Annotated in this window: 18 protein-coding genes and 1 pseudogene; 2 read left to right on the top strand and 17 right to left on the bottom strand. The window is 54.4% G+C overall.

All coding sequences use genetic code 11. The annotated features are described in order from the left end of the window. Positions 1-12: 12 nt before the first annotated feature. The 3 genes and pseudogenes from OB905_14230 to OB905_14220 form a co-directional block, all read right to left on the bottom strand. Positions 13-411 carry a type II toxin-antitoxin system death-on-curing family toxin gene (locus OB905_14230; protein MCU4927121.1) on the bottom strand — a complete coding sequence of 133 codons (399 nt, stop codon included), beginning with the start codon at positions 409-411 and terminating at the stop codon, positions 13-15. A gap of 85 nt (positions 412-496) precedes the next feature. Then, positions 497-603, bottom strand: a pseudogene (locus OB905_14225) (sugar-specific transcriptional regulator TrmB). Positions 604-807: 204 nt separating this feature from the next. Continuing rightward, positions 808-1,251: a hypothetical protein gene (locus tag OB905_14220; GenBank protein ID MCU4927120.1), complete on the bottom strand. Its 444-nt coding sequence runs from the start codon at positions 1,249-1,251 to the stop codon at positions 808-810. A 674-nt stretch (positions 1,252-1,925) separates the two neighbouring features. Here OB905_14220 and OB905_14215 point away from each other — a divergent pair. After that, positions 1,926-2,231: a hypothetical protein gene (locus tag OB905_14215; GenBank protein ID MCU4927119.1), complete on the top strand. Its 306-nt coding sequence runs from the start codon at positions 1,926-1,928 to the stop codon at positions 2,229-2,231. 33 nt (positions 2,232-2,264) lie between these two features. On the opposite strand, the gene OB905_14210 is transcribed toward OB905_14215, so the two are convergent. The 14 genes from OB905_14210 to OB905_14145 form a co-directional block, all read right to left on the bottom strand. Continuing rightward, positions 2,265-3,518 carry a hypothetical protein gene (locus OB905_14210; GenBank protein ID MCU4927118.1) on the bottom strand — a complete coding sequence of 418 codons (1,254 nt, stop codon included), beginning with the start codon at positions 3,516-3,518 and terminating at the stop codon, positions 2,265-2,267. Between the two features lie 256 nt (positions 3,519-3,774). Further along, positions 3,775-5,001: a hypothetical protein gene (locus OB905_14205; protein ID MCU4927117.1), complete on the bottom strand. Its 1,227-nt coding sequence runs from the start codon at positions 4,999-5,001 to the stop codon at positions 3,775-3,777. A gap of 69 nt (positions 5,002-5,070) precedes the next feature. After that, the gene (locus OB905_14200) at positions 5,071-5,619 is read right to left on the bottom strand and encodes a hypothetical protein (protein ID MCU4927116.1); all 549 of its coding nucleotides are present in this window, start codon (positions 5,617-5,619) and stop codon (positions 5,071-5,073) included. Between the two features lie 149 nt (positions 5,620-5,768). Then, on the bottom strand, positions 5,769-7,280 hold the full coding sequence (locus tag OB905_14195; GenBank protein MCU4927115.1) for a primase-associated protein: 1,512 nt from the start codon (positions 7,278-7,280) through the stop codon (positions 5,769-5,771). After that, positions 7,277-8,161, bottom strand: coding sequence for a DNA primase (locus OB905_14190; GenBank protein MCU4927114.1), 885 nt, complete (start codon positions 8,159-8,161; stop codon positions 7,277-7,279). Before OB905_14190 ends, OB905_14195 begins: the two co-directional genes overlap by 4 nt. Next, the gene (locus OB905_14185; GenBank protein MCU4927113.1) at positions 8,158-11,793 is read right to left on the bottom strand and encodes an ATP-binding protein; all 3,636 of its coding nucleotides are present in this window, start codon (positions 11,791-11,793) and stop codon (positions 8,158-8,160) included. Before OB905_14185 ends, OB905_14190 begins: the two co-directional genes overlap by 4 nt. Then, positions 11,786-13,924 (bottom strand): transferase, encoded by a 2,139-nt coding sequence (locus tag OB905_14180; GenBank protein MCU4927112.1) that lies wholly within the window; start codon positions 13,922-13,924, stop codon positions 11,786-11,788. Before OB905_14180 ends, OB905_14185 begins: the two co-directional genes overlap by 8 nt. Further along, positions 13,921-15,021, bottom strand: coding sequence for a hypothetical protein (locus OB905_14175; protein MCU4927111.1), 1,101 nt, complete (start codon positions 15,019-15,021; stop codon positions 13,921-13,923). Before OB905_14175 ends, OB905_14180 begins: the two co-directional genes overlap by 4 nt. Beyond that, a complete protein-coding gene (locus tag OB905_14170) occupies positions 15,022-16,164 on the bottom strand; it encodes a hypothetical protein (protein ID MCU4927110.1) in 1,143 nt (380 codons plus the stop codon). Then, complete coding sequence (locus OB905_14165; GenBank protein ID MCU4927109.1) at positions 16,164-17,000, bottom strand: hypothetical protein; 837 nt, start codon at positions 16,998-17,000, stop codon at positions 16,164-16,166. Before OB905_14165 ends, OB905_14170 begins: the two co-directional genes overlap by 1 nt. Then, positions 16,997-18,673: a hypothetical protein gene (locus OB905_14160; protein ID MCU4927108.1), complete on the bottom strand. Its 1,677-nt coding sequence runs from the start codon at positions 18,671-18,673 to the stop codon at positions 16,997-16,999. The genes OB905_14165 and OB905_14160 overlap by 4 nt, the downstream gene beginning before the upstream one ends. A 62-nt stretch (positions 18,674-18,735) precedes the next feature. Further along, entirely contained in the window at positions 18,736-19,086 is a 351-nt protein-coding gene (locus tag OB905_14155; GenBank protein ID MCU4927107.1) for a hypothetical protein, read from the bottom strand. A gap of 531 nt (positions 19,087-19,617) precedes the next feature. Beyond that, complete coding sequence (locus tag OB905_14150) at positions 19,618-20,130, bottom strand: zinc ribbon domain-containing protein (protein ID MCU4927106.1); 513 nt, start codon at positions 20,128-20,130, stop codon at positions 19,618-19,620. 394 nt (positions 20,131-20,524) lie between these two features. Beyond that, positions 20,525-25,360, bottom strand: a complete 4,836-nt coding sequence (locus OB905_14145) for a DUF3883 domain-containing protein (protein MCU4927105.1) — start codon at positions 25,358-25,360, stop codon at positions 20,525-20,527. Between the two features lie 217 nt (positions 25,361-25,577). Between OB905_14145 and OB905_14140 the strand changes: the two genes are divergently transcribed. After that, entirely contained in the window at positions 25,578-26,543 is a 966-nt protein-coding gene (locus tag OB905_14140) for a hypothetical protein (GenBank protein ID MCU4927104.1), read from the top strand. Positions 26,544-26,741 lie beyond the last annotated feature (198 nt).

Raw genomic sequence — 26,741 nt, 5'->3', positions numbered from 1 at the left:
TGTGTCCCTTTATCAGTTGCGACGAGCACACGCTCGGAAGTAAATCACTGCGGTTTCAGTGTCGACAGCGGCTTCATCGGTCGCAAAGCGGTGCAGTAAGGCCCGAATTTCGTCGCCGTAGTCGAACGTGTGTCCGTTCAGCATGTAGATGACAACCACTGTTCGGAGTGCAGTCCGCTTGTTCCCGTCGACGAAGGGATGATCTGCAACGAGAAGACGCATCAGATGCACCGCTTTTTCATGCAGTGTCTGTGGAACCTCCCCAAAGTATCCTTCAGAGACGTACTGCACTGCAGATTCGATTGCGTCCTCCGATCGAATTCCGGGTTCTGTGGCGTCACCTTCTTCAACGATCTGCTCGTGGAGATCGAGAACGAGCTCGACCGAAGGATACGCGACGTCGTCAGTCACATTCGAGACTCTCGCGCGCTAGCCAATAGTCGTTTCTTCCTTGCAGCGTCACTCGCCGTACGTATCTTTCTTGGCGGTCGGTACTGGCGTGTTGTTGGCGGGCACGTTCGTAGCGTGCTCTTCCTCGCGGGTAGTCGCCCAATCGGAAAGATCACTATAGACGTCGTCGAGTGTCCAGCCGTCGCTTGTTTCGCCATCGTCACCGCGAAACGCGTCCTCGAACGAGGAAACATCATCTGGGGACTCGCTGTTGGACATACTCGTTCTTGCGTGGCTGTCGATGTAGGCCTTGCTTCGAGGAATCGTTCCCACCGTAGTGCAGACTGGAATGCCTCCATCATCAACTAGACTTAACCAACAACAGGCGTGGTAATTGGGTTCGTGTTGGTTAAGGATCTACTTTTGAACTCGAAGTTCCCGAACTGGTTTTACTTGGAACCTGTCTTGAGCGGCCACGACGTCATTCTGACCTACCTCACCGCCCTGTGACGACCGCTGTGAGAGGCGATTGACCAGCTCGTCGCGAACTGCTTTGCGGCTGACTGTTGTTTCGTGCCAGCCGAGACGCGCATCGAAACACCGCTTCTTGAACTCCTCACCGACGTCGTCGACGGCGATGAACTGTGTCCGATTCATTCCTGCAATGCTCGTCGAGACGAACTCGGCTCCGACGTCTTCGTGGGTGAGTTCGACGAGTGCACACTCGACAAATGAGACGATGGCAGTCGGACTTCTGGTGTGTGGAAGCGTCAGCTCGAGATCTGCCCACGGTTCTTCGCTCGGTTGTTTCGTTTGCTCACTAGGTGGTCGTGATCGCTGTTGTTCATGTTCTGAAGACATGGTTGTTGAGTAGGCGTGATAGCCCCTCGCCCCTCTCGGGGGCGACAAACTCCACTGCGAATCGCATCATTATTCAATGAGTGACATCTGATATATTTGCCATGGGATCTTGTCGTCTGACGGCCCCTCGGCCGGAGAGAGCCAGCGGCGTTTGCACCGTTGTACCCTGGCCTTCCTTTGGATGATTCTGGAAGTACAAAGTGCATTGAAACAGGTTTAGATTAGACAAGAGGGCCGTCGGGCAGTTCTCAGGCGGTAGTGGTGGCCTCGACGAAGGTCAAGACACGGTTGTCTGGGAAAATTGTGCTTGACGAGGCGGTGAGAGGCCCGAATTCGAGAGAATAGGTGTTATTTCCTGGGCGAAACTCAACAACAGTGAATCACAGCAGTTGACGGTAGTTCGTTGCGACTTGTGGAGTTTTACCCTAACTCGGACGAAAACAGGCAATACAGGCCCTGAATAGTGCATGACGTGGATTCTTATCTCTTCGAACTGCACCTCCCATGAAATATAATAATTATGGTAGCTTTTACGGACAACGGATAGTATACGAGAGTATGTGATGCTTTCTCGCAGTAAATTAAAATGCCCCCTCGCTGTAGGTACTGGTACAGAGTAGGCTACAACCATCGCGGGCCGATGTGGACCGGTCCGTACACAGGGTGAACCACGTATGGCACAGCTGCTACTGTGGCTGTGCCATGACCCACCCATGGCCTACAACATCTCCTTTGCTCGCGACGCCGAAACGGTCTTCAAGAACCTCGGTAGCGACGCGGAGCGTTACCTTACGCAGAAGCTCGAGAAGGTGGCCACCTGCGAGTGGCGGTCGCCGTACGACTGGAACTACTCACCGTGGAGCGGCCAGTCCACCGGGAAGTTCTCTTGGGGCTCCTACCGTGTCTTCGTCGACGTTGATGAGGATTCCGACGAGATCGTTGTCTACGAGGCGCAGCACCGGGAAAACCTGTACCGGTAGCGGGATTCTCGTACTTCCATCAGGTAACTCGGTTTACGACTGGCATTCCGGACTGGGGTTCAACGGTCCCACTCGTAGATCCCACCCAGAATCAAGCGATTGAAGATCTTCTTCCTGCTCAAACTCCTGCACGGTAGCTACTTCGCCATCCGTGAGGAACCCGTGTTTCTCGATATCACGAGTAACTGACTTGATTTTCCGGAGCATCTGCTGAATACCCATTTCGAGAAGGTTGTACAGCTCTCGGAGCAACACTAGATACGCTTTGAGTCCCAGCACTTCACCGATAATCCCGAGCAAATACGTGTGCGCCCGTTTCACGGCGAAAGACGCAACACGGCTTACCAAGCCGAACTTCGCCATTAACAGGTCAGCCACAAGAATACCCAGGCTCAGCAGGAAATCTTCCACGGCATCCGTCACCGCGCCTGGCTCTGCTCCCACAACGCGGCATGCATCATCAATCACGTGGTCAATGCTGTTGACGATCGGGAGCGCCGACCGTCCCCATCGTGCCCATGTAGATGCACCATCTAGCAGCTTCCGGACGAATGTCGGCGTATACCCGAGTTTGTCGTCGAGGACCGCGAACACGATTCGTGTGACGGCCACTACCTCCACGGCGCGTGGCGCCTCCGTCTGCACATCTGCGACGGACAATGTTTTCATCTTGTCCGGGACCCGACTGCAGATTGCTTCAGCGACGGGTACCATCTCTTCGACGACCGGCGACTCTGCAGCTCCGACTGTCGTGTAGAGGGTGGAGACCTGCGCTGGAGCTACTTCTGCCGCTTCTTCCGGCTTGTTTCGGCGGACGCGGGCGGACACCTCGACGGTCACATCTTCGCTTCCCGGACTAGACAGGACCTCGTCGGTCCAGTCAAAGACCAGATGATAGTCGCCGCCAGCGATGACGTTCGCATCACGCCGAGGCCGGGCATTGGTCAGACAGTCCAACGTCTCAATGTCGACCATCCCTCCTTCCACATTCCATGACTGCACCTGGTCTAGCTTTCGCGGGATGTTGTCGAAATAGACGACTGGCCAGGGGACCGATCCGAACCAGCCGAGGTCCCGCGATCGGGTATCGTATAGGGGAATCGACGCGACCTGTGTCCGGTATTTTTTCAGTCCATCGTCGTCCACGACCAGCACGTCCGGAAGATGGCTGCCGTCTTTCGGCCGGACCTCGTACTCGATGATGGCATCGTCCGAGAAGTAGGGAATGTCCCATGTCCAGAACGGGTCATCCTGTGGGAGCTCGAGCTCGCCGTAGATCTCTGCCATCACCGGGTCAACGGGCTCCGATTCCAGGCTATATGGTGTGGTCTGATCGGATTGTTCCGCTGTAGTTACCCGCGCCCCACCCACAACTGGGAAGGTGAGGGCAGCCGCAGATGTCGCGAGAAAACGGCGGCGAGAAGACCTCATTTATCAATAGGTATCCTGCGATGAAAAAGAAGCTTCTGCTATCTTCTCTTAGACTACCGTAGATCACTATTCGCATCGAGGGAGTAGAAGAACTGGACCAGTCGTACTATGCCTATTCCCGGACATCAAATGCTTTCACTGCGACTCTGACCGGATGCCCACTCTCCGACTCCAGTCGATATACGCTGTAATCTGCAATCTCCGACACCTCAGAGATGTACCGGTCGTGATCCATCGTCGCCTCCCATATCCGGTCCTCAACCGTCCCGAAGTCCTGACGCCGTGAGAAGATCAAGAGTGCAGCGTGTGAATCCCGGACGGTCAGGTTGTTTAGGAGCTGGTCAACCGCGTCGGCATATACAGATGGTCCATCCCAGAATTTGCACTCTGCGATGAACAGGTTCTCGTTATCGTACCGGAGCAGGATATCCGTCTTCCCACCACGATTGAACGTTTCTCCGGTCGCGAACCCGGAGTAATGCGAATTAATCCCCATCAGGAAAATATCGCGCAGCGACTCCTCATCCAGACCCCGGACCGGCGTAGCGGACCGTTCCAGATCCCGTCCCAAGTCATCAAGCAGATCCAAGACCTCAATAAAGGTCCGCTCCTGTAGCACCTCGTCATCACTGTCTGCGGCCGGTGACGGCAGCTCAATCTCTCGCTTCTTCTCCGGCACTACATATCCAGGTTCCGTGGTGTCACCGGTGTCGACACCCAGTTCGGCCATCACCGCATGGTTTGTATCAACGATCTCCCGCCGTTCCTCAATTGAGCGGCGGGCGGTCCGCCGCAGCTGCTCTTCAATCTCCGCGATATCATCTTCTAGCTGTTCCACGAACCACGCCACCTTGTCCACCCATTCGTCAACCTCGGATTGAATCTCGTCCTGGATCTGTTCCGCATCCTTGTTCCCAATCGTGTAGTCGACGTAGTAGACTACCTCGTTCCGGTTCAATTCGTTGTAACGCGGTTTGTTCAGCTTCGAGGAGCTGGGATTGATATGCAGGAGGTCGCGGTCGCCGTGGAATGGCAGCTTCACACGGATCCGCTGGTACGTCTTAGTGGACCGGCCGCGCTGATTGAGGCCGGGCAGGCCTTGGCTACGCGGGATCTTTTTCTCGACCTCGCCGGCCTGTTCTAGGTCGTAGTCGTTGAGCTGGATCGGGGACGGTGTGTATCTCGACGTGAATATCAGGGTCAAGAGGTCGGTACTGTCCTGCAGCTCGTTGTTGGACAGTTCCTTGATTTCGTCCTTCAGCTCTGTCTCTTGCTCCCGCCGGTACTCGTGGATCGACTGGTCGGAGAAGAGATGGTAAACTGATTGTCGTCGCCTCATTACCATGTAGTTGTACCATGATCTGTCATAAAATACCGGATCAATTAGTAGACCGGTCGTATTACAGGATCACGAACTACGAACTTCGCGTTCGACCTCGCGCTCTACCGCATCTGACTCCTCATACAGGAAACGTGATGGCCGTTCTTGTGTGAACCCGCAGCCGGGACACTTCCAGATCGGTTTGTCATCCCGGAACCGCCGCGATTTCGTGTCTGTCATCAGCTCAGTACCGCACTCCGGGCAGACAGGTGAGTCAGCATACGCGTAGGCGTCACCAAGACTGCGCTGGCGGCCGTGCAGCACTCGCCATTTCACGCCGAACTTATCGACCTCCCACTCGGAGACGTCACGCCGCGGCTTCCCTCGAGCTGTGGCGACGAATGCAGCGGACCGGCCATCACTACTACTGTTACCGAACGTGTTCCGGGCCCAGGACAGAAGCCACCAGAGCAGAGCAAACGCAATTATGGCTATCAGCACAACCCGGAGATACGGATTGTTTAGGAAGGTGAGGGGTTCGATATCAGTGATAGTCTCTGGGAGAAGTGGCTGGAGTAGGGAGGCAATGAGGATTGCAGCCGTCGCAGTTACGATTTCGTCGACCGAAATTTCCATTTGCTAACTGGTTCCATGCCAGTATGGTTAGATGTGCCGGATTACGAGAATAATCACATTGTCTTAAGATCTATTTGCCTATCTGAGATACGCGCATTCAATTCAGCATAGCCTCAACGAATCATCAGCGATTGAGAATTCCAACAGAGCTAGAACTCTTCTCCTACCGACCCGGCCTCATCCAGCCGATCGTACATCTTATCCGGGAAGGGAAGACTTCCCCAAATCGAGTATGGACACTCATCCTGTCCGATGCAGTACCGCTGCAGATCGTCATTGTCGCAGTTCATCGGAAGCGGGGTGTCGCCATCGATCGTATTCGAGAACTCGTAGCGAATTTGGTAATCAGTGACCTGTTCATCGTACCACGGCCACCGCGAGAAGACGTCCTTGAGGTCCGTAACAATCGTCTCGAGGTCACTATCCTGGTACTGTGGCAACCACATCACCATCCTGGCGAAATTATACAGGTCCTTCCGAACTGGTTTCTTCTCATGGAGGCGTTCAGCCATGTTCGCCATACAGGGGAGTTCAAACAGGTCTTCGATTGACTCGACAGTGAGGGGTTGGACGCCACGCGAAGACTCCTGAACCCGATAGTGGTTCGTATTTCCGTGCCGTTGGATAGTGAGGCTCCGGTGGTCGCGTTGGGATGCAAGGAGATTCCCAAGACTTCGAGGACTCGAGATGCGATTACATACGTCCCGCTTCCAGTTCGCTTCCGGATCGTACGCTTCCACTGCTTCAAACAGCTCCTTCGCCGAGTGGAACTCTCCCAGTGTGGTGACTTCGTCTGGAGCGTCTCGAATCGCGTCCCGTAGCACACGGATAGTTCGCTCACCGGGGTCCCAGTCTCGCCAGATTCGTTCGTGGTGTCCTGTCTCGATGAAGCGGTCGATGCGCTCTGTGATGGCCGATTCATTTGTCGTTAGCCACGTGAGCTGGTCTTCGGAGAGGTTCTCCTCTTGGACTCGAAGGAGCTTCTTGAACGCGCGTCTGGCGTACTCGCGATACTTCGTATCGAAATCACCGGCTGGCACGTAGAGACAGTTGTTCTTGACTCGAGTGAGCAGTTCCCCGGCCTCTCCTGTCTCGGTGTCGGCGTGAACGAGGCAGTTCCTCGACGCCGCAGCCATCGGGATTTCGAGGTACAACCCCTCACCGAACTCGGGCATTTCTTTGATTCCTGTACAAACACGGCCGGGGTGTGGACCATCCTCTCCGGGGGCTTTCGCGTACAGCACCTCTGCGATATTCTGTTGAAGACTCCCATCACCGAACTCTCGAAGGAGGGAGGCGAGGTTGTTGACGTACAGTTCGCGAATATCGTAGAGGACCTGCACCTTTCGCGGCGGCGCGTGCTCGAACTTCGGGTGTGTCTTGACGCAGATCGCACTCAACGTCGCGAGCACGGCGAGTGTTCCCGGTTCATCGACAAAGGGCTCTTCTGCGGCATTGGCCCTGACGTCTTCCTTGAACGCCGCTGTCCCGAACCGCTCGAGGTCGTTTAACAGATCGACTGGTTGGTTTTCCCCGTCGACGATGTATCGATTGTAGCCCCGCGTGAACAGCTGGTTGATGCGGGTTGTGCCGTATTCGAGCGGGAGCGTCGCAACGCGATAGGCGGCACGCTCGTCCTTGACAGGCGTCGACCGGCTCATTCTTGGAGCACCTCCGGTGTCGCAGACCGAACGTCGAAGTTCGGGCTCTCGACCGGCGTGACGATACTGCAGACATCAGCGTGCAACGAGTAGGGGAGCCGGGCAACCCGACGGCGGTCGGCGGTTACCACTGGGTCGATGGGTATCTCGTAGGTGTCTTGCAAAAGATCGTTCAGCACTTCTCGACTCTTGGCATCGTACCGATGAGAAGGATCAGTATCGAGGAGATAGACGTGAACGCCCTGGCCGCTGTACACCACCAGTGTCTCCTCGGCGTTAAAGTCGTCCTCGAAGATCTCTCGCACCTCGAAGCCGTACTCGATGGCCCGTTCGATATCCTCGAAAGAATACGGGTAGCCTGCTGGGTCTGCTTCGAGAATTCCCGCGGCATCGAGCAGTGCCTCGCTATCCTCTGAAACATTCTCGTCCGATACTGCTTGCGTTGCTCGCTCTCGTGCTATCGTTTTCGAGTCGATATCGACGAGGAGCACCCATGGCCGTTCCCAGTGATCGAGGGCGTAGTAGACCGCATCAGGACATGGGCCCGGTTTGTCGAGCAAGTCGGGATCTGCGAGCGCGAAGTCACTCCGACCGAGTGGATCGTTTCGTGCAGGGTGGCGGATGAACTCGAGGACGTCGTCGAAGTCGTGGAACGCAGCCGTGGTCCGCTCACCTGAGATGTTCGTCTGCCACGTATCTCGTCGGATGAAGTCCTTGTCTGGGACTCCATCTTTCCGGACCGGGTGGGGTTCCCGAAACGCAAGCGCGTACTGTTTCGGCCCCTTCGCTGTAATGAACGACGGGAGTTCGTCACGGTACGAGGGGAACTCCTCGGTGTAGTACCTGTAGATCTCCTCGCGAGTCGCCTGGCGCCACGTCATGTGTTGAACTCCTGATCGAGCTTGTTGAAGCTCCGAATCGTCGTCAGCCCAGCTGCGTCGAACGATTCAACGGCCTCTCGAATGTCGGAGAACGATCGGGCTGCACGGCCGCTCACACTGCTTTCGATTCGGTCGGCCTCTGCGAGATGGTCTAATACCTCGACGGCGGTCTCGCGTCTGTTGAACGCCCAGACAACGTTTGCGTCTACCCGACTCTGTTTGTCGTAGTCGTCGACTGGGGCGTGTTTATTATTACTCGCGAGTTCGGCTTCACCGACCCACACGAGTTCTCCGTCAGCATCGAGACCGGCAACGTCGAACACCGTCTCCTCATCGTACTCGTAGTAAGATTCGACCTTCTCGACATCGTCGCGGGCTTCTAACCACAATTCGAGCAGCTTCACACCGACCTTGTGCGGCGTCTTCTCACCGATATCTCCCTGACCAGGGCCGACCTTGAGCTTCTGGCCGAGCAGTTCGCGCCCTGCTGGGAGAACGGTATAGTACTTCCGACCGCATGCTCGTCCTTCCTCCAGCAGGTCCTGATCGACGAGCCGTTGCACGTCCAGGTCGTCAAAGTCGTTCTTGAACGCACTCATCGAATCCAAGAGCGTGTGGTCCGGGGCATCACCATTCATCACGTCGAGGATGCGAGTCAGGAATCGGACGTCGTCATGAGTGAGTCCGCGTCGTCGAAGCTCGTCATCTGGGACGGTTACACCACCAGCCTGTACTGGCGACTGTAATGGCGATGATCCGTTCTTGTCGACAGCTGTCTCCTCCTCTTCACCGGTTGGCTCTTCTGACGCAGTTGACTCGGGATTTCCAAACAGTAAGTTGGTGGAGTCCGCTTTGTTCTCTCCCTCGTCGTCGGCTACTGAACCACTGGTTGCCTGTCCGATGAACGACGACTGCGTCGTGTCCACAGGGTTAGCCGATTCTGTGGATGTCGACCGTTCTTCCTTCGGTCTACTTCCCCATCCCTCGGTGTCTCCGGCCTCTGATTCGCTAGAGGTCTCAGCAAGTCCGTACTGGGTCTGTGTACGCTCCGACAGCCGGGGAAGGGCCACGGTCTCGAAGTGGCCCTCTTGTTCGACAGAGAGCGGCTCGTCGCTCTCTGGATGGCCGGCTGCTATCGGAAGTGGCTTCACCGAGAATGGGGCTGGACCCGTCTCCCCGAATGACGGGCTCGGGAGTTGCGCGATCCACTCTCCACTGGGGAGCGTGTTGATTCGATTTCGGAGATCAGTCGGACTCAAGTCTTCGTGGGCCAGCGACTCGGCGAGGTCACGCTCGATGGAGATGTTCCCGATGAGCTTCGTTTTGACGTTGTTGAGGACCTCGTAGTAGGCACGCTCGCTTCGATTCCTGACCTGGCCGGGGAACTGCATCACCAGTCCCATGCTCAGACCGAACGACCGACCTTGGGGAAGCAGTTGCTCCGAAACGAGTTTCGTTGAGGCGACGGGGGCTGCCTCCTCGATGATGAGGTTGGTGAGATTCTCGTAGTCTGTCTTTCCATCACGCCGACGCACCCGCACCGCATCCCAGAGGTTACTCAACAGGAGGAGTGTAATTGCTCGCTGAGCCTCCGGACGGAGATCACCCAAGTCGAACAAGATCGTGGCATCTTCGTCGAGGAACTCGCGGAAGTCAAATCGGTTGTCGACGTATTCGCCGTCATCACCCTGTTCCGGAACGTGACTGAAGATACGTCGCAGGTGCGCATCTTCTCTGAGTTTATCCAGACGATTCCCGACGGCGTCCATCGACACCTGGAATTGACGGTCATCTTTCTCGAAGTGGCGCGTAAGCGACTCCTCGACATTTTGGTTCTCGGCAGCGACAGGAGGGACTGTCCGCTCGCGTTGCATCTGAAGTGCAGCCGCAAAGAGATCATCGAGGCCGAAAGCGTCACTACCGTATTCCTCGTCGAAGAGCGCCTTGATGAGATAGCTGAGGATTTCGTTGGCGACGAACGCCTGTTCGTACTGTTTGCGGCCCATGACCATCCGCATGATGTCGTGGAAGTGATCGACCTTGTCTTGGATTGCATCCTCTCGCCTCCACCCCGCTTCAAGTGTCGAACGGATATCGAAGAAAGAGAAAGCGGGGAGGGTTTCGGGAACGCAGAACTGATAGGTATTGTCCAATCCGCTGAACCGTTCGTAGTGACAGCGAAGATAGTTCGCACACATCCCGTCGCCTTTCGGATCCACGATAATAACCGGTCCACCTGTCGTCTCTCTGAGAGACAGCGCATCATTGATGATGGCTTTCGACTTTCCGGCCCCAGTTGATGCAAACCTGCCGTAGTGTCTGGTTAAGATATTTGGCGGAATCCGTATCGGGTCTGGTTGGATGGTACTATTTTCATCAAGTGCATACCCGATCGCCATCCCCTCACGGAACTGTGCCATCAAATCGGGATTCGGTCGTGGCAGTGGATTGCGACTGCGCTGTTCTGAACGCGCTCCACGAGAGCCCTCGACCGTCAAATCGTCACCGCTTGGAACAACGACCAAATTCGCGAGTTCATCTGCATTGAACACAAGATCTAACCGCTTTTTCCGGCCCCCAGTGACGATTTCGGCAGTGAGAACTCGTTTGAGATGGCGCTGCGCTCGTTTGGCTTTCTGCCGATCGAGGGATCCTTTCTCTCGAACGCGCCGACCGGAGAGTTCGTAGAACGGGCCATCAAGCGGATCCAACGAAGCCTTCAACTGGTCGAGTTCCGCCCGAATATCGGTCTCATCTGGTCGGGCCATCGCAACCGCCCGTGCATTGACCGTAAACGTTCGCCGCGGGTGTTTGCTGTCGATCCGCTGAATCCGGTCTTCTGTCTCCCGAGACAGTTCCCGATCGGCAGGATCAGCGTCTACAGGCTCAAACCATGAGCCAATGAACTCTTCTGACCACGTATCGCGCCCCTCTTTGAGATTCGACTGGCGGATTTCAGCGTCGTCTCGCCAGTCGGGTTTGCGTTGCCAGAGAATTTGATAGACGGTCGGCACCGTCATCTCATGGAGTACTTCGACAACGGCAGACAGTGGTGGGCGCTCTGACTCGTACTCTTCATCGGGCTCGTCGATCACAAACGGCGTGATCGTCGTCATCCAGTCAGTTTTGCGTCCGGCTTTACCGAGCCATTCGACACCAAACGGTGTGTGCTCTATCCGTTCATCGCCTCCATCATTCTCATCGATCTCTTCCAAGTTGGACTCGGCCAGATCAGCCGAACGTTCGCCGTCCGAAATCTCCTGCTCCGCTTGTTCGGAGGTATCTTCGTTCGAGACTTCCGTCTGCAATCCGAGCATCGGCTCAAGATCGAGTTCTGTTCGCGCCACGGTGAACGTGGTCGGGTAAATCGATTGGAGGCGCTTTTCAAGTGTGTTGAGGTGTTCTTCCTGGTTGACCCCATAGTAGAACTCTACTGGTTCATCAGGACCTGCAGAGGCAGCGAGGAATTCGAACGTCGGTGGAGCTGTGTCCACTCTGGGACTCAGCCGGCTCCAGAAACTCTCTGCCGCTGGGTTCGACAGCTTATGAAGGCTCTCAAGGGTGGCTGGAATATCCGACCGGCGGAGTGATCCCGACGTTGGCGTTACTTTTAGATACTCGTCGTTACTCATAATCCGACTCACCTCCGTGCTCACCGCCATCAGTCTGTGGTGGAGTTGATATTTGGTGTGAGGTTGCTGGATCAGTATTCATAGATCGCCCTGTAGGTGTGTCTGCTGAACGGCCTGGCAACTCAGCCTGTGACTGGGATTTTGGATCGAAGTCGATCACTGCCGTCTCGTCTTCCATCGCTCGAACTTCGATTCCCCGCCACTCACCGTCGACGCCGACGAGCGCCTCCGAATAGCCCGTCCGGTCATTGCCGGGAACAGCTTCCTGGACGAAGCGCATCTGTGCCGAATTGAGGCCAAACTCGTTGGCCCATTCGCGGTCCATTCCATCGAGATGGTGGAACTGCTTGATCGCACATTGGTCGATGATCGCCTCGGACTCTGGATGCTGGAAGAACTCGTCGACAGTCTGGGTAACGAGTCGGATCGAGAGGTTGTGGTGACGATGATGTCGGAAGACAATCTCGAGGTACTCGAGACTCGCCGCATCCTGCATGATGTAGCGTGCCTCGTCGATGACGAAGACGACCTCTTTGTCCGTCTCCTTTGCGCGCTCGTAGACTAACGAGATCAGCAACTGCATGATGAGACTCGTGCTCCCACCGAGACTGCCCTCCTGCTGGGCGAGGTCGAGATAGATCACCTTCTCGTCGCGGATATCGAATTCGGTCTCTCGGCCTAGATTCTCGTACCGGCCGTCTTCTGCGAACGGTCGCAGCTGATCGATAAGCCACGTCGCGTCTTCGCCAATCTTCGTCGCTTCCTCATCCGTCCGTACGACATACTCCGTCGGTGTCTCGACCATCTCCTCGAGGATATCGAGGACATCCCGCATCGTCGGGCTCTCGTTGTGATGAGTCGCGATATCGTCGGTGATCCCGTTGCGTGAATAGGCACGCTCGATCGCGGTCTCCAACGTTGTCCGGCGGTCACCAAGTGTGATTCCTCGGAGCGCGAAATAGTTCGAGAGGAAGCTCATCACGCTATCGAGCTTTTCACGATACGGACTGGCGTCCTTGCCCATCGCCCGCTGCACACGCTCGGGAGTCGGCTTGATTTCAAGTGGGTTCAGACCCATCTCCCCGCCGATCGTGATTCGCTCACCACCGAGGGCTTCAGCGACACCGGCCCAGTTGTTCAGCGGCTCGAGGATGATTCCAATACGATCCTCACTTTGTTCGATCGAGCGGATGAAGTTCTGCTTCGAGCCGAACGATTTCCCAGAGCCTGGGTCACCGATCGTGAACATCGCATAGCCGTTCTCTCGAGCGAACGGATCGATGACGACCGGACTCTGGTTCTTCCAGTGAACGCCGAACTCGACGCCGCCGTCCTCAAGGATCGTGGCGTTGTGTGGCGACGCGAGCAACGCACCGACCGCACCACCGAGTGCTGTGGCCTCCCGGTCAAACGGGTTGGGACCGATTGGGGCTGCAGCCTGGATGGCGAGGTCTTGTTTGCAAATTGCTGTCTTCGGCGAGAGCCCAGCGGGTTGTTCACGAAGCCGGCTCCGAACCGTCCGGACGGCGTCACGAAGTTCGTCACGTGACTCCGCTCGAACAGTGATGAACATGCCTTGCTCGAACACCCGACTCCCGTTCTCGACGCTCTTGTACGTCGAGAGCGCCTCGTTGGCTCGCTCCTGAAGATAGCTCCCGCGAACAGTACTCTCGAGGTCAGCATCGGCCTGAAGGTCGTCGGCCACTCGCTGGAGTTCGTCTCGAGCTTGTTGCTGGCTCTTCGGAGTGATATGGACCGTCAGATCGAACTCAACGTCCGTGAGCTCGAAGAGTTCGGTCAGATAGCCGTCTTTCGGGTAATCCGGATAATCCGCGACGTAAAGCGTGGACGTCCACTGATCGCCGACGCGAGCGGTACGTGTATCCCACTCGATCGCCGCCGGCGCCACGACGTGTTGATGGTGTTCGGCGATGTGGTCGAGGATCTGACCCTCTTCGAGGCCGTCTTCGACGGTCGTCTCCTCGAGGAGATCTGCAAGTTCGACTTCTTCGACGTCTTCAGCTCGCCAACGATCCCATCCCCACTTCACGAGAAGTGTGAGCAATGCCGTTGCACCGATGTAGAGGGCAAGCCCAGCCTGTGTCCCTGGATCAGGGAGTGCCTCGATCATTGATCGACCCTCCGTTGATGATCGACGACCGGACGATCACGGATCGCATCGGCTCCATCTCCATACTCGTGTTCCTCGCCGTTCCAGAAGTCCATCGAGAGAACGAACAGTTCGACCGTCGTCAGTCGATGAGCCGACCAGCCTGCTGCCTTCTGGATGAACTCCGTCTGGAGACCGTGACAGCGGTTCTCGAGTTTCTCGAACATGGCCGCCCGGATCTCCGCGTCGGTCATGTCGTTGCGACGGGTCACGAACGGGTTGAACAGGAAACCGACCACCGGAAACGAGGTGAGTTTTTCAGCGGGCGACTGTTCGTCCTGATACCGATCGTAGACCTCGAAGGGATCGACTTCGACGCCGATGAAATACCGTACCTGTTGAGTCCCCTCGAGGTCTCGCGGACGTTGCTCGCGATACTCCTCAAGTAGCTCTTTGAAAATCGGGTTCTGCTTGACATCACTGTCAGTGAGCCGCCCATCGATTCGCTCGATCAGCTTCTCGACTGGGAACGACCGAGTCGTGGCGTGGAATTTGAGCGTAAAGTCGAGTTCCTTGTTCGCGAACTCCTCGCCAAGTTGCTGGATCTGTGCCCAGTCACCGGACATCGCGAAGTCCATGTTCCCGGGATCGATCTCGAGATAGGCTTCCATCGCGCCATCCGAACGCTCAATTGCCCCGGCACCAGGCCACGCTCGCCTGATGTTCGTGAGATCCTGTGTTCGCTCGTCCGGTTTGAACGGCGTGTAGCTCACGAGTCCGCCTTCGGTACTCGTTTCAGTGGACTCTGCTGTGGTCTCCGTACTGTAGGTGAACCGAGGCCGCTTGCAGTAGTGGCGATAGACGTCACCCAGCCACGTCGATGCCGGGAGATGGTTGGGTGACGCGTAGACGATCGATCCACCAAGGACGACACCAAGTAGGACGAACGGTAAGATCGCACCATCGAGTCCCGTGAGGCCACCAAAGAGGAGACCGGCAATCGGGAAGCCGAGAAGCACGTAGACGTCTCCCTCCCCGATGTTCAGGATCGGTATGCGACTCTCTTCACCCAGTTCGTCCATGATTCGACGGCCCGCTGCATCGTGATCTCGTGTCATTCAGTAGTACCCCGGATCGTTCTCAGTTCGACGGTACGCCGGGACGCCTTCCTGGCCGTACGCGTCTGTCGCAACGTTATCGTGGTCGGTTCGTCCTCCGCTGCCGCCGCTCGAGTTTCCAGACTGTTGGGATGAGCCACCGCCTTGGCGCATCTTCGACGCAGCCGTATAGCCAGCAGCCGCTTTCGGTCCCCACGCCGCAGTCGTGGCTGCTGCAGCAGGGCCTGCAACAACACCGGCCCCAACGGCTGCGCCAGCTGTTACTGCGCCCTTGGTCGTCGCTCCGATGATCTTCGTCGTCATCGGGCTGGCATACTTGAACAGCTTCCAGACGATGAGGATCGAAAGGAGTGGCAGCGTAACCGCGATGAGGTAGCTCAGGAACGAACTATCCGGAACGAGCGCCGAGTCCGTCCCCTCACTGAACAGGAGTTCATACCCTTTGAACAGCAGCGCCACCGGAAGCGGCATGATCGCAAGCGGCACGAACTTCATACAGACCGTGCGGGCGATGTGAGAGACGACGGGGAGATTCCCATAGGCCAATGCGATACCGATTGGCATCGCATAGATCAAAATGTACAACAGAATCTCCCGAAGGAAGAACAGCGCCTGCAAGATCCACATGGCGACAGCTCCAACTCCAGTGAGGAAGAGAGCAAGCGCTGGGTTGGAAACAGTCAAATAAAGCAAGTCGACCATTGTATCGGTTACCGTCGAGACGTCTGGGAGAAGGGCAATGGTGAAGCCGTCGACGAGATAGAGCGCTAACACAGCGACCCAGTACCACGTTACAATCAGGAACGCACCTGTCCAGGCACTGCGCTTCGTCTTTCGCGTCTCGTACGCACTGCCGATATTGAAGATCCGGATCGTATGCCTGCCCTGGACACACATCACGAGCAACAACAGGGAAACGAGCATGATTTCCCCAGCAACGAGATTACTGTGAATCTCTTCCCACGGTGTGTTCGACGGTTGACCAAACACGAAGGCGCCATCCGTCTCCGGTGTTGGCGTGCCGAAAACCTGTGCCGTGACGGCCTCATAGCCATCTGTCAATCCCTCCTGAAACCATTCGATGAGCTTGTCAACCGCGTCTTCGAACCACTTGATCCCGATATCAGAAAGTGACCACGACATTACGAGGACCTCTCAATTTTGATCCCACAATCATCGGGAGAGGAACCGAGATAGTGGATAACGTAGTCAAGAGTGAGACCTATGGCATGGCTTGTAGAGAGGCGGACAGTGAACTGACCGTCCTGTCCAACCGAATCGCATTTCGATCGTGTACCCGCTGGCGAAAAGGGTCGCGTGTTGCTGTAGATCAGGACTGTCTCCCCTGCAGGGAGAGCTATTGACTCTGCATCCGCTCCAAAGTCGCTCTCCGGATCGTAGATACCACTCTCTCCAGCCTCATCGTAGCTCTCGTGTGTCGGGAACGGGACATCACCTTCGAACCGAAGCGCGGTAGCTGCGGTTGGTCCAGTTCCCCGATTCGTCACAGAAAGTATCGCCTCTGCTTCCGTACTCGAGTCACTCGCACCCTCGTACATCTCCTCGGGATACTCTCTGGCCAACCGGAGCTCCGTTAACTCGAGATCAGGCTCGAGAGTAACTGTCGTTGTCTCGACTGTCTCGTCGTCGTTGAGACCGAGGAGTTCGTACTCTCCTGGTGGATAGTCCGTTCCAACCTCGATGGTCGTGTGAGACACCCCTGATTCAATCGTTCGCTTGGCAAATAGCTCACCAGAGGGGGCGACGACGTTGAGTTGGTCGATCGCGTCTCGCTCGAGGTCAATCACTAACTCGACCCCTTCGACCGCAACGCTCTGGAGAATGTCTCCACCGGTGTCTGTCGATGGGTCGTCATCAGAAGGACTCAACGCAGAACAACCAGCAAGTCCAGTAGTGATCCCGACGAGTATGCTTCCGAGAACGGTGCGTCTATCGAGTGGTGTCTGTTGAATTGTCATAACGTATCTCTCATTTTCAAGAAAGAGCCGATCCGCTTCGCTGCGTACAGTGCGACAGCAAAGGGAATCGCATACCGGATAAGATCGACTAACAGTGTGAACCAGCCTGTTGGGGTGGCTAACGGATGCCACGTTTCTGTGACTGTATCACCGATATAGGCTGGATTGTGCGAGCGCCACGAACCGGGATGGTACTCTGCGGTGTAGATGCCCGGCTGGTGAACAGTTATCTCTGCGATGCCAGCTGCGTTCGTCCGCACCACCTGATCGCCGATTGTGATGTAGCCCTCACGCGAAGCAGCGCCAATCAGTGAGAATCGAGGATTGTCGAACGGACTCTCGAGCATGATCGGCGCCCCCGTCTCAGCATCACGAAGCTCGATCTGCAACGTTACTGCAGTCGCATTCGATTCGATGATTTCGACAGAGAGGTCACTCTCGCGTATCTCTCGTTCCGACCCTCCATCGGGTTCAATGATTTCTGCTGAGACACCGCGAACAATCCCGTCGACCCTGATAGCATCTCGATCGATGCCATCGTACCGGAGAGCAAGACCGGAAGAACGGGTATAGGACTCGGAGACGACGTCGATGTCGACGTTCTCGTGAATCGAGGGTTCTGGAGACGTACTCTCTGACCCCCAGACCTCGAGAATGTTGGGACCATCGCGGATGGGTTCTGAACGCGGGCCTAGCTCGGATGGATACGCGTGGACGTATACGGGTAGAGCGTCGGAGTGTGTCGTCTCTTGGCCATCCCGGCTTGAGTGTATGAGATCGTCCCAGTTGGTGTCTCGAGCCGTGTAGTATCGCCACACACCACGGACGTTCGCCTCACCATCATCCGAAAGCGTGTACCCATGCCACGGCTGGGTCTGATAGATGGCAACACCGCTGTCGCCGTTTGGATACGATGCGTGGTAGATCGACGCCCGCAGATCGTAAACCTCCACATCGAGGTCCTGAGAGACGGTCACCTGGTCGGTGATGACCTCCGTCTCGTTGCCACGATCGCGTTCGACTCGAGCGCTGATATCCGCCTCGAGTGTGAGTGTTGCCGGGCCACCACGATCGAACGCATATTCGAATGTCGGAGTGTGTGTCCCTCCTGTGGTCTCGACCACGTCGCCATCGTGTAAGAGGCGGACTTCGTCGATTTCGTGGTTCTGGATCGACGAGTTGCTGTCGAGGCGAACGCGATAATCGACGAATCCACTGAGTTCGCCTTCCGGTGCGATGTAGTGAACGGTCCTATTTTCGTCTATGTGTGTTCTCGTCGACGGCTGGATCGAGAACGTCGTCGCATGGGCATCGGCGATGAGGACAGAATCCGAGAGTTCTGCATGTGTGGGATAGATCGAGGTTTCTGTACTGCCACCCTCGAGTGACTCGTAATCGTATGCCGTCCAGCGTTCAGCAGTATCTGGGGGTTCTTTGAACGTGATATCCGTGCAGTTGCCGAGTACCTGCATGGCCGTTCGCTGCTCATCGTATCGTTCCTCGTACTCGGCATCACTGAGACACTCATTCGGAGCTTTCGACCAGAGCGTCGCCGTCTCGTTAACGTCTAACTCACTGTCGTCAGTGCCCGGTCGTGGTGGAGAATCGGCACTCACGGCAGTCACCCCTGCAAACGCGAGCGTGACGGCAACGAGAGCGAGCACCGCAACCATGTGAGGACGAATGTGATGCACGAGCGGAGTGAATCAGAGACGATCCAGAGTGTAGCGTTGAGTTACCACGGGACGAGGTCGACACACTCAGCGAGTGGAAGCCCCATCGCCGATCCAGCAACCGTATACAGCGGTCCGAGGATCACGAGGATAACTGCAGACTTCATCGCCGTCCGCTTGTGCTGTTTGAGGCTCTTTTTCTGCTCGATGTTCATCGTGAACATCTCGACGAGTGAATCAGCCTGCCATACCACAACCAATCCCATAATTCCGAGCGCAGTGGTAATCTGGAAGAATCCAGAGATCATATCTGGCAAGCCTTCAGCGTCACACACGACGCTGTCTTGAGCCAAAACGGGGTCTACAGCGACAAGTGAAAGGATAAGGAACGAAGCGAATCCGCTACGTACCACTCGCTGTCGAAGGGCAATGGAATTCTGTTGTTCACCAGTAGGACGATCTCTTGTCGTCATTGGGAGAGCAGACCTCTACTAGATCTGTATCGGGCCATCTCGCTGTCCGGATTTGCGGTGAAGCCACTGTTCAACGGATTGTATCGACTGCAACCTGTTCGTGAGAATTTTCGATTTCGGTTCCTCGAGTCGCTCATTTATTACCAAACGCTAGCCTGTCGGGATAGGGCATATATCTTCTGTATTTCTTAAATGTTTCTAGAAATAAATTGTTTTAGAAGACATTCTTCTATCCCTGTTTAAATATACAGGGAGTAATGAAAGTCATGTTCTCATATGAAATTCGAGTTCAAATGATGCAACGCACTTTGAAACTCCGGAATGGATACTAAGATCGGACTATCCGGACTAATCCCATCGATCTGGATACTGATGATCGCCTCAATATTTGATAGAGGTCCTCAGCGGGCCAGCTTTGATCTCAAAACCGCTCTGGCCGAGGGATATGGACAGCCAGACAGCTGTAGCTTCCTATTCAGAAATATCCTCTTCGTCGAGTTCTTCATTCACAAAGTCGATCAGTTTCTGCAGTCGGTCGTTGAACTCATCCTCAAACTCAGTGTGGAGTGCGTCATCGTACATCTGAAGAGTTCGCCCTAACCCAATCGCAGCGAGCCAGTCTCGGAACTGATTGCTGTTCATGTTGTCGACGGACATACTCAACGAATCCGTGTTCGATCTGGCTGCCCAGAGATGAAGCAGATCGAGATCATTGACCATTGCAAGACGAGCGAAATCCGCAAACGCAGCACTCACCTCTCGGGATAACTGCGTGTAGGACACAGAATCATGATCAAGTTCTCGCTCTCCCTTCAGTAGCTCATTGACGTATGAGAGCGATCGCAGTGACAGGAATCCTTCCCTATCGACCGCCATCGGTGGATCGCTCTCTGACTCTGCAATCTCGGACAGCACCTGTCCACAGGATCCGCAGTAATGGTGGACCGCCTTGACTTGGCTACCACAATTCGGGCAGTAGGGCATACTGTGAGCTACAATATGAATGCTATAAGCCGAATGGGGGGCATGACAACATTCTATCTAAACGATGAGCCAATCGAACCTAAATCGCTCAAATCATCGGAACAGCGACTTTGGGAGTTTGAGCGTGAATGGTTCTTACCAGTTGTTGGGCTGGTGCTCCTCTGGATCGGATTCACAGTGCAATTCATGGCGGCTGTATTCCTGTGACGAGATCAATCGAAAGCTGCGATTGATCAGCTGACTTTCATTCAAAATAATATCATTAACCAACGCTAAGGGCACCTACCATCCTCTGTTGGTTAACCCTTTGCCTTTAACATTGATTTGGCTGTTCGATTCAAAGATTCGCACCGGAACGGCCATAGGCCAGTAGTTTACCGGGAATGGGGTGGCTTCAGAACTTGACGATGAATCTGGAGGGAACAACAGTTAGCCGCTCGCCCTCAGCCTCTTCAACTTCCGGAATATCATCGAAAACCGTTGTGACGCTTGGATCATCCAGCGCATTGATGACTCGAACGACGAAATAATTGCCATGCTCTTTCTGGGCGACCTGATGCTCATGCCTTGTCATTCCAAACTGGCGGTCCTGTCGTTTCGTTGCCTTCACTTCGATACAAGCCTCTAAGCCGTCGCCAATTGATTCTACTGCGAGAGTGTCCCCATTCCAGACAAGAGCAGCACCACCAACGTGAATATCATAGCCACGCCCGCGCTCGCGCGATACATCACGAATCTTGACGTTACATCGCTCGCAATCGTACTTGCCTGAGAGTTTGATGACGGACGATGATTCGTCGACTGTTGGTTCGGAGTCGAAATAGTCCGTAATGACCCTTTTCAAATGAGTCATCGCAAAGGCCTCACCCTCATCTCCAATTTCGTTGGCTTGTCCCCCACCTCCACCGGGCCACCCGCCATGGGATCCGTTCTGTTTTGCCTTTGCCGTGGTTTTTCGGTGGTTTCTGGGCTTGTTCTTCGAATTACTTGTATGGGCTTGTTTTGTACGAGTTGAGTCACCCGATGACGATGGATTCCCGTCTCGTTCAGTCTGAGATGAAGTCGAGTCCGCTCCCTGAGACTGGCGCAGAGACGACCTCTTTTCTCCTGTTCTTCCGTTCGTGGAGGAATGTGATTCCGGCAAACTGGAAGACAGTCCCGAACCAGTTGCTCGATCGTTTGTCGAACTCGGCTTCTTGGATTGGTTCAGAGAACTGGTTGGTTGTGGCTCAGAACCTTGTCTATCATTGCTTGTTCCGGCTTCTGAATTATCTCCATCATTCTGGTTGGCATTCTGCGTATCCTTCACACTGTTCTCATCAGGCGTAGTTTGGGGGGAGCTATGACTCTGAGAGAGTGCTGGATAATCATCCACAATCGAAGAATGTTGAATCGCTTCTCCGTCGAGATAGGCTTCGATGAGTCCTTCTGGTTTACCGATCGCCCCCTTGGATAACTGAGTATACCGATTTTTGTCGGCACCAGTGAGGTCGAGAGAGGCGGCCAGCGAATCGATGAGATCGAGCTGTGCGACGTCCTCGTTCGCAAGGAGCACATGCTCGGCATCTTCATCGATGAAAATCGTTTCTTCGTGATTTGAGACTGCTCGCCGCCCATTGAGATAGTAATTACATGCAACACGTGATGGACGTTGAACCGTGTACATGGAAGTCGATGCGAGTAGATCCGCTGCGGCTCCTTGTTCCCTGGATTCTAGAACGCTGTAGCCAACATCGAGAGACTCCTTAAATTCGTTATATAGGCACTCACCACCGATTTCGTATTCCGGATATGCGACCTCCTGTGTCAGAGCTGTCTCAAGTGGTTCAGCATCGAGAACCGCCACTAACCGATTGATAGCTTTCCCACGGCTGTATCGAGCGTCATACCACGGGAAGACTACTTTTGCCGCGATTTTATTCGGTAGCATTTCTGTAAACCCTGGTCCTCGCGCAACGAATTCAATGTCGTCGTACTGGACAAGTTCCTCGTTAGCATTCGGAAGTGCATCGGCTGCAGCAAGCTCATTGGCGATGTCGTCTAGCTCGCGGTCTATTGACTCGTTGTGAGCGACTTGATTCACGATAGATCGCCATGCCTCTTCGACGGTGCTCCACGCGTCGTCATCTGCCTGTGCGAGAAACTCGATATACGTTTCCAGTGCAGGGTCAATTCCGATATCGAAAATGTCGACGAAGAGGTCCTGGAATCCTCGATACTCGTCTTTAATCGGGACGACATAGTCGCCTAAGTCCCCACTCCATGTGACCTCAGCGGGTGTTCGGAACGCAGGATCGGCATTTGGGATGTAGATAAATGCGCACTCTCGAAGACGATCAATTACCTCGTTTCGCTTTCCTTCGGGTGCGGTCTTGATCTGCTTCGCAAGCGAGTGCAGGTGGGAGCGAATCTCCCGGTTCAATTCGTCGGCATCACGTTCCTTGCGAGACTCGACCAGTCTTTCAATACCGATTTGGTGCTCCGTAATGCCGACATCATCACGAACTCCAAGTGTATTGAGAAGATCCGCCGAAACAGATTCGATTACTTCGGCAATGTGAGTCACGTCAGCCTCCTCGGTGACAGAATTCCGTTGAAATAGATGAGCTGGTCGATGGAGTTCTCCATCGCCTCCCGGAAGCCATGAGACGGATCGAAGTAGCTGCCCAAACGTCGTCGGGCATGCACTGTCCTCAGTTTTTACCTCATACCCGTTATTTGGAATAGAATAGCAGTAGTCGCGATAGAAGCAATCGCTGTAGGTGTCTTCCCAGTACGTATCGAGCATTCGGGCGAACTCCCGACCAAATCCAGTGTTTGTCTCGGTTGCGTCTCTGAACGCTTGTGTAACCTCCTCGTCCAAGGCGTAGTCGACGAGTCCATGCTGGGCATTCTCTCGTTTCATCCAACTGCATCCTCGGCCATTGTAGGGCGCTAGATCGGTATCGATTCGAATAGCTGTGCCCTCATCGTCATGCTCGTCGAGGAAATCCTGGATCTCCTCCTCAGAATCAAAGGTAACTCTATTGCAGTGTTTAGGGTTCTTATGGACGTGAATGCAGTCTTGGACACCAAGTTCTGCAAGAAACTCACGCCAAGATTGTTCACCGCCATCCACGCCACCGCCGGTGTCGTCACCATCGATATACGAGGGCGTTACCGGTGTTTTAGAGGTGAGCGTGCCTAAGACAAGACTTGAATCGTAACGGCCTTCGTTATACTCCGAGGGGAGATAGAGGTCCTCTGGTCGTGCGTATTCGCCATCCTCTGTTCTGAGCTGAATCTTTGCGATCTCGGTTAGGGTTCCGGATCGTTTCTTGATGTATCTGAGATAGTCATCCAGAAGCTCATTTCGGTGGGCTTCTGGCTCCGAGTATGCCTCATTGATGACATTACGTACAATATCCCTGTGTTGGAGGGAATCGATTCCCAACCGCTCCGAAAGGAGATCCTTTGCACGTCCGGCTGTGGATTTAGAGACCGTCTGGGTCGATTCCAACTCCGCTACGAACTCGCCACTCAGTAGGTCAAGATCCTCATAGAATGGTTCGTATGCAGATTCGTTCTGTTGCGCTGGAAGGTAGATGTTGTCTCCAACATCCGTTAGTGCTTCCCGGACACCCGGTTCATCTCCACCTTGGAACGGGAAGATTGCAAGTGATCGGAGTGCTGACTCGATGCGCTTGATTTCCTTTCTCTCCTCGGTAGACGGATATCTCGAAAACGAATTCCCACTAAGATATTCCTCGATTGCCCCTAGCAATTTGATAATCTCTGGAATTGTTAGGTCATCGAGGACGACCATATCCTGAAGTTGTTCGAGCGTCTCGGCAACAGAGAGGTCTGTCGTCCCATCGAGAGCACAGAGTCGGTCGTAAATCTCGTTACCTAGGTCGGGAGTCGGATGAGCGTCGACATCCCCATATGCATTCGCGAACTCCTGTAACGGAAGTACCGACCGTAGTGCCTCCGGTAGAATGACGATCTCTTTTGGCTGAAAGAGGTCCCCCGACTCATTCGGGACGATTGCCTGCCCCTCTATCTGCGTGTAGGCATGGTCAAGAAGCGGAGTGAGATATGCAGGGCGATCTTGCGCCGGATTTGGGTCCGGAATAAGTTCGAGGATCGTCTCTGAGGCGACCTGTTCGGCATGGAACGTGGTAATTGCAGTGTCGAGTATCTCGCCTGCAGCTCTCAGGAATCGGTCATTCAGTGGATGTCCCGGCCGAATCTGTTGGCGGTTAGACTTCAAGAGGAAATCCGCCTGCACATCGAACGGCAATCCAGTCGTTTGACTCGCGGGGAAATAACAGAAGAGTCGGCTATCAGAATGGGATATCGGTCTTCCTGACTCGTCGACAGGGATCGCGATAGACACTGTAAGTTCAATGGATCGGTCGTTGAGATCCGCCGTTTCAAAATCACGTTCCTTGGCGATCATCTCGAGTGTCTCCTTATCGGAGTCTAAAACGGTAGTAAACAGCCGATACCGATCGATACTCGAAGACTCATCACTATTTGGTGAGGATTTCCGTACCTCGTGGACGTTCTTCTGGGTCTCCCTGCGTTCGTAAGTAGTCGTCTCCCCCTCAACCTCGACACGAATCGTTTCTAGATTGTTCAGGAATGGGAGTAACCGTTCGATCGATTCCAGCTTTGATTTGAGTGCCTTCCTGCGTGTATCTGGGAGGTCCGGTTTGAACGGAAGTCGAACCTTGGTTCCCTCGAACGGGAGGTCGTCACCGGGTTGTTTTTGAGGCAGTTCCGGGTCATCCCTGTCATACTGGAACGCGAAATAGCCTGTCTCAATTTGTGGATTGTCGGTGACGCTGAAAATCGTCTTGAATCCAATTCCGAAGTGGCCAATATACGAGAGGTCGTGCTTCGTACTTGCTGTAAACTCGCCGAGTGCGGCGACTTGGTCAGCCGTCATCGGCTCCTTGTGATTCTCGATGTTGAACTCCTCCTCCGTGAGGCGAAGTGTGGCTGCAGTACATTCACCACCGACGTCATCAGCATTCTGGAGGAGTTCAGGGACGACTTGGGAGGCATCATCAAGATTCTTCAAGATCTCATCACTCATCCGCCGTAGCTTCTGCTGTTGGTCCGTCGGCGTCTCCGCTTTCAGATGCTGTTGGCGTTCCTGAACCCGTTCGAGAATCTCTTGGGCCACTTCCTTGGATTCTGGAGGGGCATTTTCGAACTCCCACTTTTCCGTCGTACTGCTCATTGTACCTGTCAATGTACTCTCGATTTTTAAACCCCCCTACTATCGCGGATTGGGGTCTAACATTTTTTTTTGCTCGGCAAATCAGAACAATAGGAGCAACTGTAGCTGCGAACGACATGGAACATTCACGACCTTCATTTAGTACTTTCAGTCTGAGTCATGTTAGGAATCTCCCAAAAGCACTTATCCGATAGATGAACAGTATCACAGTAACCATATGCCGTATGATAAAACACACCCCCCGACTTCCCCAGAACAAGAAAAAATATATCATGCATTCTATGAGGTCGTTGAACTCTGCTACCCGGATTGCCGGTGGATTGATGATTCCACCTCTGATAACATCCACGTCAAATTTTTTTCTGAAATCCAGATAGAAGAAGAGGAAGGGACGGACAAGGAAGGGAAACGTGCTGGTGCTCTGTACGGTGGCTTAGACTCTGGAATCGATGATCTTCATTTACTAATTAGCATTGAGAAGTGGAGAGCAGTCTCATCAGAGGTCAACCTGCTCCTGCTAATTCACGAGGCAACACACATCGAGTATCGAGAACACCCAGATGACTTCTGGGAGACCCTGGTGGAGAACATTCAGACGGTCCTAAACAAAGGACAACAATACAATTCACTACCTGAATATACTGAACGTGATCTTTGTATCGCAGCCGTTCATCATCCGAATCCACACAGTTGTGATGGGGACTGGACGATGTTCGAGCGGAAGAAGTGGATGATGAATCAGTTACCCTATTCTCAGGCGGACTATGAGAAGTTCGAGGAACTTGCACATCCGACCAGCGACTACCCCGAATTTTGTGAATTTAGACAAGTCTTCGAGCAAATTATCGCATCTAATTCCGAAAAGAAACCTGCTATCGCCTTCCTACCCGTCCGAGATGGAAAATCTACGAACATGTCGATCCCCCCAGTATATATTGAAGACCCAAACATACCTGACCTCCAATTTAGGGCATTTCTCACCGATCTCGGTGAAAAGGGCTATCCACCTATTCCCGCTCCAATCGTAGAGCTACGTCCGTCTGGTGAGTATCGCATTGTTGATGGAGAACTAGCTGTCGCGGTTGCTCAACGAATCGGATACCTAGAGATAGGGGTAATAAATACTGACCGAGAATATAAAACAATTGATGAGATAGAATCGGAACTGCCAGCAGGGGTTTAGCTCATCGGGCACTGGTAGATCTACTCGGAGATCTGTAAACTCGCAGTAACTGGGAGATCTCGTGAACGCTTCCGGCGTCATTCACAACTGACTACGAGAGTAGCGTTGCGAACGACAGAATCTGTGCACGGGATACATCGATACACTGACCGATGGGGGACGAACAGTCCCCCGAGTGGTCACAAATCGGTCAGATTG

This window comes from Halobacteria archaeon AArc-dxtr1, assembly GCA_025517425.1.
In the GTDB taxonomy this organism is placed as follows: domain Archaea; phylum Halobacteriota; class Halobacteria; order Halobacteriales; family Natrialbaceae; genus Halostagnicola.
Note: the sequence above shows the minus strand (reverse complement) of the source record. Positions and strands in the feature narration are given on the sequence as shown.

Bases quoted from the DNA above. Each gene is read 5' to 3' on its own strand.
- OB905_14220 (MCU4927120.1), bottom strand. From the start codon at position 1,251: ATGTCTTCAGAACATGAACAACAGCGATCACGACCACCTAGTGAGCAA.
- OB905_14215 (MCU4927119.1), top strand. From the start codon at position 1,926: ATGGCACAGCTGCTACTGTGGCTGTGCCATGACCCACCCATGGCCTAC.
- OB905_14210 (MCU4927118.1), bottom strand. From the start codon at position 3,518: ATGGCAGAGATCTACGGCGAGCTCGAGCTCCCACAGGATGACCCGTTC.
- OB905_14205 (MCU4927117.1), bottom strand. From the start codon at position 5,001: ATGAGGCGACGACAATCAGTTTACCATCTCTTCTCCGACCAGTCGATC.
- OB905_14200 (MCU4927116.1), bottom strand. From the start codon at position 5,619: ATGGAAATTTCGGTCGACGAAATCGTAACTGCGACGGCTGCAATCCTC.
- OB905_14195 (MCU4927115.1), bottom strand. From the start codon at position 7,280: ATGAGCCGGTCGACGCCTGTCAAGGACGAGCGTGCCGCCTATCGCGTT.
- OB905_14190 (MCU4927114.1), bottom strand. From the start codon at position 8,161: ATGACGTGGCGCCAGGCGACTCGCGAGGAGATCTACAGGTACTACACC.
- OB905_14185 (MCU4927113.1), bottom strand. From the start codon at position 11,793: ATGAGTAACGACGAGTATCTAAAAGTAACGCCAACGTCGGGATCACTC.
- OB905_14180 (MCU4927112.1), bottom strand. From the start codon at position 13,924: ATGATCGAGGCACTCCCTGATCCAGGGACACAGGCTGGGCTTGCCCTC.
- OB905_14175 (MCU4927111.1), bottom strand. From the start codon at position 15,021: ATGACACGAGATCACGATGCAGCGGGCCGTCGAATCATGGACGAACTG.
- OB905_14170 (MCU4927110.1), bottom strand. From the start codon at position 16,164: ATGTCGTGGTCACTTTCTGATATCGGGATCAAGTGGTTCGAAGACGCG.
- OB905_14165 (MCU4927109.1), bottom strand. From the start codon at position 17,000: ATGACAATTCAACAGACACCACTCGATAGACGCACCGTTCTCGGAAGC.
- OB905_14160 (MCU4927108.1), bottom strand. From the start codon at position 18,673: ATGGTTGCGGTGCTCGCTCTCGTTGCCGTCACGCTCGCGTTTGCAGGG.
- OB905_14150 (MCU4927106.1), bottom strand. From the start codon at position 20,130: ATGCCCTACTGCCCGAATTGTGGTAGCCAAGTCAAGGCGGTCCACCAT.
- OB905_14145 (MCU4927105.1), bottom strand. From the start codon at position 25,360: ATGAGCAGTACGACGGAAAAGTGGGAGTTCGAAAATGCCCCTCCAGAA.
- OB905_14140 (MCU4927104.1), top strand. From the start codon at position 25,578: ATGCCGTATGATAAAACACACCCCCCGACTTCCCCAGAACAAGAAAAA.